This is a genomic window from Kineococcus sp. G2, from assembly GCF_037154035.1.
Lineage (GTDB): Bacteria > Actinomycetota > Actinomycetes > Actinomycetales > Kineococcaceae > Kineococcus.
The window spans coordinates 48,845-55,382 of sequence record NZ_JBBBEM010000038.1; the positions used below are offsets into that span (position 1 = coordinate 48,845).

Genomic DNA, 6,538 nt, shown 5'->3' on the forward strand with positions numbered 1-6,538 from the left:
CTGCGGCGCTAGCGTGCGGGCGTGCCCGAGACCGTGCCCGAGTTCGAGCCCCCCGGCCCGCCGCTGCGCCGCTGCGTGTGCCCCGGCAGCTTCGACCCGGTGACGCTCGGCCACCTCGACGTGGTGCTGCGCGCCGCCGAGGTCTTCGACGTCGTGCACGTCGGCGTTGCCGTCAACCCCGCCAAGCGGGGGTTGTTCAGCGGCCCGGAGCGGGTGGAGCTGGTGCGCACCGCCCTGGAGGCCGCCGGCGGGGAGCGGGCCGCGCGCGTGCGGGTGGAGGAGTTCGGCGAGGGGCTCCTCGTCGACCACTGCCGCCGCCTGGGGGCGCGCGTCGTCGTCAAGGGCCTGCGCGGGGGCACCGACTACGCCTACGAGCTGCCGATGGCGCTGATGAACCGGCACCTGGCGGACGTGGAGACCCTCTTCCTCGTCGGCGACCCCCGCCTCGAGCACGTCTCCTCCAGCCTGGTGAAGGAGGTCGCCCGCCACGGCGGCGACGTCTCGGACCTGGTGCCGCCGGTGGTGCGCGCGGCGCTGCTGCGCCGCCTGCGCGAGCCGGTGGGGGAGGATGAGCCCCGGCCGCCGCGAGGCGCGGCCGGTGGACCCTCTGGAGGCAGGTAGTCGTGGAAGTGCACGAGAAGCTCGGCGAGCTCGCCGCGCTCGTGTCGGGGGCGCGCGCGGTGCCCCTGTCGTCGTCCGTGGTCGTGGACCGCGAGCAGCTGCTCCGGCTCGTCGCGGAGGTCCGGCGCCTGCTGCCCGCGGAGGTCCAGCAGGCCGGTGACGTGCTCGCCCAGCGCGACGAGGTCCTCGAGTCGGCGCGCAGCGAGGCCGAGCGCGTGCTGGCGCGGGCGCGCGCGGAGGCGGAGGAGCTGACCGAGTCGCAGGCGGTCACCCGCGCCGCGCGCGAGCGCGCCGAGCACATCGTGGCCACCGCCCGCGACGAGGCCAAGCGCCTGCGCCTGGACGCCGACGCCTGGTGCGACGGCAAGCTCGGCGACTTCGAGGAGGAGCTGGAGCGCCTGCAGCAGCAGGCCCGCCGCGGCCGGGACCGCCTGAAGGTGCGCGCGCCCGAGCAGGAGGAGGCCGGCGCCCAGGCGCGCGAGGAGCAGGGCGAGGCCCGGGCGGCCGCGGGCGCCCACCCCGCACCGCGCCCCGGCCAGGACGGCTGAGCGCCGCCCGGGCCCCCGTGCGGGCCCGGGCGCGGGCGGATTCGTTGCGCGGGCCCGGGCTCAGCTACCCTTGACCGCGGCCTCGACGCTGGTGAGCGTGGCCACCCCCGGCACCCGTGCCGGCCGGGTGGGGACGACCACGGGCGGCGGGGCCGAGTGGTGCTCCCAACGCAGCGAGAGGCAGAGCGAGTGGTCAAGGTGCAGGAGGGTCGTCTCGACCCCGCCGCGCCGCTGGTGCTGTCGACCCACGAGCTGGGTCGGCGCCCGGGCACGATGCGCACCCTGCGGCGCACGGTCCCGGCCCCGGCGGACCTGGGCATCGCCGTGATCGGCGTCCCCGAGGGCAGCGACCTCGAGCTGGACCTGCGCCTCGAAGCCGTCATGGAGGGCGTGCTGGTCTCCGGCACCGTCCGCGGCCGGGCGGTGGGGGAGTGCGTGCGCTGCCTCACCGAGGTCGCCGAGGACGTCGAGGTCGAGGTCCAGGAGCTGTTCGCCTACCCCGGCAAGCGGCCCGCCGAGGTCTCCGAGGACGACGACGAGGTCCGCGAGGTCGCCGCCGGCGAGCTGGTGGACCTGGAGCCCGCGGTGCGCGACGCGATCGTGCTGGAGCTGCCGTTCCAGCCCGAGTGCGACGGCCCGTGCCAGCAGGACTACGAGATCGGCGTCTCCGAGCGCGTGCTCGGCGGCGGCGAGGACACCGAAGAGCCGGCGGACCCCCGGTGGGCCGCCCTGCAGGGCCTGCTCGAGGAGCAGCCCGGCCAGAACCCGTCCGACACGAGAGAGAAGAGCTGACCGTGGCCGTCCCGAAGCGGAAGATGTCCCGCAGCAACACGCGGTCGCGCCGCGCCCAGTGGAAGGCGTCCGAGGAGACGCTGACCCGCACCACGCAGCGCGGCCAGGTGGCCTACGCGCGCCCGCACACCGCGCGCGTCGTCACCGACTCCGCCGGCACCCCCCTGTACCTGGAGTACAAGGGCCGCAAGGTCAAGGACCTCTGAGCTGACCGCTCAACAGGACCGCGCCACCCGGCCGGGCGACGTCGCCGACGTCGCCCGGCTGGGGGCCGCCCTCGGCGTCGACATCGACGCCGGCCTGCTCGTGCAGGCGCTGACCCACCGCTCGTACGCGTACGAGCACGGCGGTCTGCCGACGAACGAGCGGCTGGAGTTCCTCGGGGACTCCGTGCTGGGCCTCGTGGTCACCGACCGCCTGTACCACCGGCACCCGGACGTCTCCGAGGGGCGCCTGGCGAAGCTGCGCGCCGCGGTCGTGAACTCCCGCGCGCTGGCCGACATCGCCCGCGGCCTGGACCTCGGCGCCCACGTGCGCCTGGGCAAGGGCGAGGAGACCACCGGGGGCCGCGACAAGTCCTCCATCCTCGCCGACACGATGGAAGCCGTCATCGGTGCCGCGTACCTGTCCGTGGGCCTGGAGGCCGCGCGCGAGTTCGTGCTGCGCCTGACGGCGGACGTGCTGGAGTCCTCCGAGCGCCTCGGTGCGGGCACCGACTGGAAGACCGCGCTGCAGGAGCTGACCGCTGCCGCCGGGCTGGGCGTGCCCTCCTACGCGATCACCGACTCCGGCCCCGACCACGCCAAGAGCTTCCGCGCCGACGCGGTCGTCGGCGGTTCGGTGCTCGGCCACGGCGAGGGCCGCAGCAAGAAGGAGGCGGAGCAGAGGGCCGCCGCCACCGCGGTCGAGGCGCTGCAGGAGGCCCGCGCCGCGCACGCCGTGCGCGCGCAGGGCTGATCGGGGCGTGCCCGAGCTCCCCGAGGTCGAGGTGGTGCGCCGCGGCCTGGCCCGCTGGGTCGCCGGCCGCCGCGTGCGCGAGGCGCAGCTGCTGCACCCGCGGGTGGCGCGCCGCCACGTCGCCGGCCCGGCCGACGCCGTCGCCCGGCTGGAGGGCGCCGTCCTCGCCGACGCGGTGCGCCGCGGCAAGTACCTGTGGCTACCGCTGGTGGACCCCGCCCGGGGTGAGGCCGACGAGGCCCTGGTGGTGCACCTGGGCATGAGCGGGCAGCTGCTCGTGGAGGCCGAGGACGCCCCGGAGGAGAAGCACCTGCGCGCCCGCTGGCGCTTCGACGGCTCCTCCGTCCCGGCGGACGCGGCCGGCACGGAGCTGCGGTTCGTGGACCAGCGCACCTTCGGCGGCCTGGCCGTCGTGCCGCTGGTGCCCACGCCCGACGGCGGGCCCGGCGGGCTGGGGGAGCACCCGGACGCCGCGTGGGGGCCGTTCCTGCCGCAGCCGGTCACGCACATCGCCCGCGACCCGCTGGACCCCGCGTTCGACGACGCCGCCTTCGCCCGGCGGCTGCGCGAGCGCAGCACCGGCGTCAAGCGCGCCCTGCTGGACCAGGCGCTGATCTCCGGGGTCGGCAACATCTACGCCGACGAGGCCCTGTGGCGCGCGCGGCTGCACTACGCCCGGCCCACCGCGTCGCTGCGGCCCGCGCAGGTGGGAGTGCTGCTGGCGGGGCTGCGCGAGGTGATGACGGCTGCGCTGGCCGCCGGCGGGACGAGCTTCGACGCCCTCTACGTCAACGTCAACGGCGCCAGCGGCTACTTCGACCGCTCGCTGGCGGTGTACGGGCAGGCGGGGCGGCCGTGCCCGCGGTGCGGGACGCCGGTGCGCCGCGACGCCTTCATGAACCGCTCGTCGTTCACCTGCCCGTCGTGCCAGCCGGCGCCGCGCAGCGCGCGCCCCTGAGCACCGCCGCCCGGCCCGCCGGCACCCGGCGGCCCCCGCCGCCGACCGGTGTGCCCGGCCCCGCCGAGGTCCCTACGCTGCGCGACGTGGACGACGCCGGTGGACCCGCCCCCGCACCGCGGCCCGAGCGGCTGACCGCCTTCGTCTCCGGGCGGGTCCAGGGCGTCGGCTTCCGCTGGTGGACGCGCTCGCAGGCCCTCGAGCTCGGCCTGTCCGGGCGGGCGGTGAACAAGGCCGACGGGCGCGTGGAGGTCGTCGCCGAGGGGCCGGCCGAGCGGCTGCAGGAGCTGCTGGAGCGCCTGGGCGAGCAGCCCAGCGCGCACGAGCGCCCCGGGGAGGTCACCGCCGTCGTCGGCCACCGCGCGGCCGCCCGCGGCGTCAGCGGCTTCACCACCGGCTGAGCGCGCCGACCGCGCGGCGTCCCGGTGGGGGCCCGGCGCGAAGTTAGGCTCCCTGTCCGTGCACCTGAAGACCCTCACCCTCAAGGGGTTCAAGTCGTTCGCGTCGGCGACGACGCTGCGGCTGGAACCGGGCATCACGTGCGTGGTCGGCCCGAACGGCTCGGGCAAGTCCAACGTCGTGGACGCCCTGACCTGGGTGATGGGGGAGCACAGCGCCAAGAGCCTGCGCGGCGGCAAGATGGAGGACGTCATCTTCGCCGGCACCACGGGCCCGTCCGGGCGCGCGGCGCTGGGCCGCGCGGAGGTCAGCCTCACGATCGACAACACCGACGGCGCCCTGCCCATCGACTACGCCGAGGTGACGATCACCCGGACGATGTTCCGCACGGGCGGCTCCGAGTACGCGATCAACGGCTCGCAGTGCCGCTTGCTGGACGTGCAGGAGCTGCTCAGCGACTCCGGCATCGGCCGCGAGATGCACGTCATCGTCGGCCAGGGGCAGATCGACGCCGTGCTGCACGCCTCCCCGGAGGAGCGGCGCGCCTTCGTCGAGGAGGCCGCCGGCGTCCTGAAGCACCGCCGGCGCAAGGAGAAGGCGCTGCGCAAGCTCGGCGCCATGGAGGGCAACCTCACCCGCGTCGCCGACCTGGTCAGCGAGATCCGCCGGCAGCTGAAGCCCCTGGGGCGGCAGGCCGAGGCCGCCCGCCGCGCGCAGGTCGTGCAGGCGGACCTGCGCGACGCGCGCCTGCGGCTGCTGGCGGACGACCTCGTGCAGGCCGTCAGCTCCCTGCAGCGCGAGGAGGCCGACGAGGCGGCGCTGAGGGCGCGCCAGGAGCGCGTGGAGGCCGACCTGGCGGAGGCGACCGGGCGGTTGCGCGCCGCGGAGGCGGCGGCCGCCGCGGCCGCCCCCGACCTCGCGCGCGCGGTGGACACCCACCACCGCCTGCAGGCGCTGGCCGAGCGGCTGCGCGGCGCGCGGGCGCTGGCCGCCGAGCGGCTGCGGCTGCTGGCCGCCGAGCCGGAGGAGCAGACCGGCCGGCGCGACCCGGAGGAGCTGACCGCCTCAGCCGCGCGCGTGCGCGCCGAGGAGGCCGAGCTGACGGGGCAGGTCGCCGAGCACCGCGCCGCCCTCGACGACGTCCTCGCCCGGCGCGCCGAGGCCGACCGGGCCGCCGCCGAGGAGGACCGCCGGGTGGCCGCCGCGCTGCGCGCCGCCGCCGACCGGCGCGAGGGCCTGGCCCGCCTCGGCGGGCAGGTCGCCGCCGCCCGCAGCCGGGTGGAGGCCGCCGAGGCGGAGCTGGAGCGGCTGACCGGCGCGCTGGCCGACGCCGAACGCCGCCGCGAGCACGCGCAGGGCGAGTTCGCCGCCCTGGAGACCCGGGTCGCCGGCGTCGAGGAGGGCGAGGAGGGCCTGGACGCCGAGCACGAGGAGGCCGCGGCCGCCCTGGAGGCCGCCGACGCCGCCTGCGAGGCCGCACGTGCCGAGGAGCGCGCCGCCGCTCAGGAGCGCGCCGGCTGGGCCGCGCGCAAGGAGGCCCTGGAGCTGGGCCTGACCCGCGGCGACGGCGCCGGCGCCCTGCTGGCGGCCGGGCCCGCCCTGTCCGGCGTGCTGGGCTCGGTGGCCGCGCTGCTGGAGGTGGAGAGCGGCTGGGAGCAGGCGGTGGCCGCCGCGCTCGGCGCCGCTGCCGACGCCGTGGCCGTGGCCGGTCCCGAGCAGGCGGCCGCCGCGATCGAGCACCTGCGCGCCGAGGACGCCGGTCGCGCCGGCATGGTCCTCGCCGGCGCCCCCGCACTCGTGGCCGGCCCCGCGGCCGCCGACGCGCCCGACGGTGCCCGGCCGGCCCTGGCGCTGCTGAAGGCCCCCGCCGAGCTGTCCGGCGCCCTGGCCCGCCTGCTCGGCGACGTCGTCGTCGTCGACGACCTCGCCGCCGCCCGCGAGCTGGTCGCCGCCCGCCCGGACCTCGTGGCCGCCACCCGCGACGGCGACGTGCTCTCCGCCCACCGCGCCGCCGGCGGTTCCGCCTCCGCGCCCAGCCTGCTGCAGGTGCAGGCCGCCGCCGACGAGGCCGCCGACGCCCTGGCGGGCGCCGAGCACCGCCTGCAGCGCGCCCAGTTCGCCCTCACCGCCGCGCAGCACACCCGCGAGCAGGCCGCCGACCGCGTCGAGGCCGCCCTGGAGCGGCTGCACGAGAACGACGCTCGGATGAACGCCGTCGCCGAGCAGCTCGCCCAGCTGGGTGCCGCCGTGGGGGGGGGGGAGG

Annotated in this window: 8 protein-coding genes; all 8 read left to right on the plus strand. The window is 77.7% G+C overall.

Features of this window, described 5'->3' with window-relative positions:
* Positions 1 to 21 precede the first annotated feature (21 nt).
* Complete coding sequence (gene coaD, locus V9U69_RS07570; protein WP_337060906.1) at positions 22 to 621, plus strand: pantetheine-phosphate adenylyltransferase; 600 nt, start codon at positions 22 to 24, stop codon at positions 619 to 621.
* A gap of 2 nt (positions 622 to 623) precedes the next feature.
* Complete coding sequence (locus V9U69_RS07575) at positions 624 to 1,169, plus strand: hypothetical protein (RefSeq protein ID WP_337060908.1); 546 nt, start codon at positions 624 to 626, stop codon at positions 1,167 to 1,169.
* Positions 1,170 to 1,367: 198 nt separating this feature from the next.
* Entirely contained in the window at positions 1,368 to 1,961 is a 594-nt protein-coding gene (locus tag V9U69_RS07580; protein WP_442907662.1) for a YceD family protein, read from the plus strand.
* A gap of 2 nt (positions 1,962 to 1,963) precedes the next feature.
* Positions 1,964 to 2,167 (plus strand): 50S ribosomal protein L32, encoded by a 204-nt coding sequence (rpmF, locus tag V9U69_RS07585; protein WP_242129534.1) that lies wholly within the window; start codon positions 1,964 to 1,966, stop codon positions 2,165 to 2,167.
* Between the two features lies 1 nt (position 2,168).
* Positions 2,169 to 2,918 carry a ribonuclease III gene (gene rnc / locus V9U69_RS07590; RefSeq protein WP_442907663.1) on the plus strand — a complete coding sequence of 250 codons (750 nt, stop codon included), beginning with the start codon at positions 2,169 to 2,171 and terminating at the stop codon, positions 2,916 to 2,918.
* A 7-nt stretch (positions 2,919 to 2,925) separates the two neighbouring features.
* Positions 2,926 to 3,876, plus strand: coding sequence for a bifunctional DNA-formamidopyrimidine glycosylase/DNA-(apurinic or apyrimidinic site) lyase (mutM, locus tag V9U69_RS07595; RefSeq protein WP_337060914.1), 951 nt, complete (start codon positions 2,926 to 2,928; stop codon positions 3,874 to 3,876).
* A gap of 86 nt (positions 3,877 to 3,962) precedes the next feature.
* Positions 3,963 to 4,277, plus strand: coding sequence for an acylphosphatase (locus V9U69_RS07600; RefSeq protein WP_337060915.1), 315 nt, complete (start codon positions 3,963 to 3,965; stop codon positions 4,275 to 4,277).
* A gap of 58 nt (positions 4,278 to 4,335) precedes the next feature.
* Positions 4,336 to 6,538, plus strand: a 2,203-nt coding sequence (locus V9U69_RS07605) for a chromosome segregation SMC family protein (protein ID WP_337060916.1), incomplete at its 3' end; no start/stop codon positions are given.